Below are 2678 nucleotides of genomic sequence, written 5' to 3'. Positions count from 1 at the left end.
ACAAATTCTGCTTATTTCTAATAATTCTTCTTTTCTTGAAGGATTTGTTTCTTTTTCTGCCATTTCCTTTGCGAGAGAACTATAACGAAGAGCAAATGTATGCACTGCTTCAATAACAGTTAAAACTGAATTATAGAACATATACTTATCAACACTATCAGGCTGAGCCAAATCAAGCTTTTCTTTCATTTCTCTTGTATAAGCTTCATAACCCTTTAAGCCCTGTGCAAGAATACGTTCATAGTTGACTGCGAGATGTGCATCCCCTGCATTCAACTTACCTTCCATGCCAAAGACACCTGTTTCCATAAATACACTCACTTCATCAGGTAGTAAAGCTTCACCTCTTGCACGTAGGTTATTATTTTCCCAGAAAGGTGCAATATCTCTTAATTGCTGTTTTGTTTCTTCAGTAATATAGAATACATCACCATCTCTCTTTTCAAAAAGATCTAATTCATCCATGATGAACTTCATTGTATATTCAGGGAATACTGGCGCATTACAATTCTTTGTAGACTGGTTACCTACAATAAGTGTTTTATCTTCAATATAGATAGACATGTTTTCAAGAATCTTCTTCAACATTCTTGCACGCACCATCACACGTGGCTGATTTAAGTTTTCCTTATAAGCCTCAGTCGCAAGAACAGCACGTTCTCCATCTACATAAGGCTTCTCATCTAATACTTCTTCTCTGAAAGCTTTCATTCTTTCAGTTAACTGACCAAAATGCTGAGTATTTTCCATTTTTATTCCTCCTAAAGTTTCATACGTAAGTTTTATATCTTTCATTACAAGCACATCATACGCATAAAAGCGTTATCAGTCAACTATAAATTATGAAAATAATATTGTAAACTTTCATATGAAACATTTATATTGCGAATCATAAGTAGAAATGATAGGATAGAAGCGAAAAGAGGGATATGATATGGAAGGAATTATATTTAATATACAGAAATTTAGTATTCATGATGGACCTGGTATTCGTACAACAGTATTTTTTAAAGGATGTCCATTAAGATGTGAATGGTGTGCTAATCCTGAGAGTCAGGCAGTGAGTCCTCAGGTTTTATACAATAATGAGAAATGTCTTCATTGTGCGACATGTGTACATACCTGTCCTAAAGGTGCTATAAAGATGGAAGATGGCTTGATTCGAATTGATCATAAAACATGTGATCATTGTATGGAATGTGTTAAAGCCTGCCCTGGTAAAGCCTTAACACAGGAAGGTGAAATCAAGACTGTAGAAGAAGTTGTTGATATCTGTATGCAGGACATTGATTTCTATGAAGAATCTAATGGTGGTGTTACTTTATCTGGTGGAGAAGCCATGGTGCAATATGATTTCATGATGGCTCTTGTCCATGCATTAAAAGAAAAAGGACTTCATCTTGCGATTGAAACAACAGGTATTGTGGATCATGAGAAGTTTAAGAAAGCAGCCCCTTTATTTGATCTTTTACTATTTGATGTAAAACAGGCTGATCCAATGAAGCATAAGAAGGGAACACATGTCACAAATGAAGTCATTCAAAAGAACTTCAAATGGGCTATTGAACAGGGACTGAATGTGTTACCTAGAATACCTGTTATTCCTGGCTTTAATGAAACATTAGAAGATGCGAAAGAACTCGCAACATGTATTAAAGAAGCAGGCGCAAAAGATGTACAGCTTCTTCCATTCCATCAATTTGGTGAAAACAAATATAAACTACTTGGTAAAGACTATAAGCTTCATGAAGTGCAAGCATTGCATCCTGAAGATTTAGTAGATTATCAAAATGAGTTTATCAAGTGTGGGTTGAATTGTTACTTCTAGATTAATATAATGAGTGCGGAGGTAATCTATGAAAGACCGCTATAATAAAATATTAGAATTACTTACAAAAGAAAAGAAAATAGAAGTCAATGAATTATCTCAAATACTTGGGGTATCCAATGTCACTATACGTAAAGACTTAGATGCACTTGAAGAAAAAGGGATTATTAAAAGAGGACATGGCTATGCCATTCTTGCGAACAAGGATGATATCAATGGACGCTTAGCGTATCATTATGAAATAAAGAAAAGAATTGCACAAAAAGCCGCAGAACTTATTCATGATGGAGATACCATCATGATTGAAAGCGGGAGCTGCTGTGCGATTCTTGCAGATACAATTGCATCAGAGAAACGAGATGTCACTATTGTGACTAACAGTGCTTTTATTGCAGGATATATTCGCGATAAAAAGAATACCAATGTGATTCTTCTAGGTGGTGCTTACCAGAAAGATTCACAGGTTATGGTAGGACCTATCGTGGCACAATGTGCGCAAAACTTCTGTGTAGACCAGTTGTTTATTGGTGCCGATGGTTATAATCCTCGTGTAGGTTTCACAAATAGTGATCATTTGCGCGCACAGGCTGTCAGAGATATGGCTGAACAGGCAGAACATATTATTGTATTAACTGAAAGTGAAAAGTTTAATTCACATGGTGTAGTACCTCTTCAGTTAAAAGAACGTATTGATACAATCATTACTGATGATCATATTCCCGAAGATATCAAAACACATTTACTATCAGAAAATAAAACATTACTAACTATAGAAAATGAGTGATTCTAACTAATAAATACGAGGGGTGATGAATAATGAAGGATAAATTTGAACCTATACCAGATCCAA

Annotated in this window: 3 protein-coding genes; 2 read left to right on the top strand and 1 reads right to left on the bottom strand. The window is 35.2% G+C overall.

What is annotated here, in order from left to right; all coding sequences use genetic code 11:
- On the bottom strand, positions 1-750 hold a 750-nt coding region (locus tag B2S90_RS05025; protein WP_286696634.1), incomplete at its 3' end, for a pyruvate formate lyase family protein.
- 184 nt (positions 751-934) lie between these two features.
- Between B2S90_RS05025 and B2S90_RS05020 the strand changes: the two genes are divergently transcribed.
- Positions 935-1828: a glycyl-radical enzyme activating protein gene (locus B2S90_RS05020; protein ID WP_055233602.1), complete on the top strand. Its 894-nt coding sequence runs from the start codon at positions 935-937 to the stop codon at positions 1826-1828.
- 28 nt (positions 1829-1856) lie between these two features.
- The gene (locus tag B2S90_RS05015; protein ID WP_270396467.1) at positions 1857-2612 is read left to right on the top strand and encodes a DeoR/GlpR family DNA-binding transcription regulator; all 756 of its coding nucleotides are present in this window, start codon (positions 1857-1859) and stop codon (positions 2610-2612) included.
- Positions 2613-2678 lie beyond the last annotated feature (66 nt).

It is taken from the genome of Catenibacterium sp. UBA627, from assembly GCF_002299355.1.
Classification (GTDB): domain Bacteria; phylum Bacillota_I; class Bacilli_A; order Erysipelotrichales; family Coprobacillaceae; genus Catenibacterium; species Catenibacterium mitsuoka.
The sequence above is the reverse complement of the archived record's forward strand: the minus strand, read 5'-3'. Positions and strand labels throughout refer to the sequence as shown.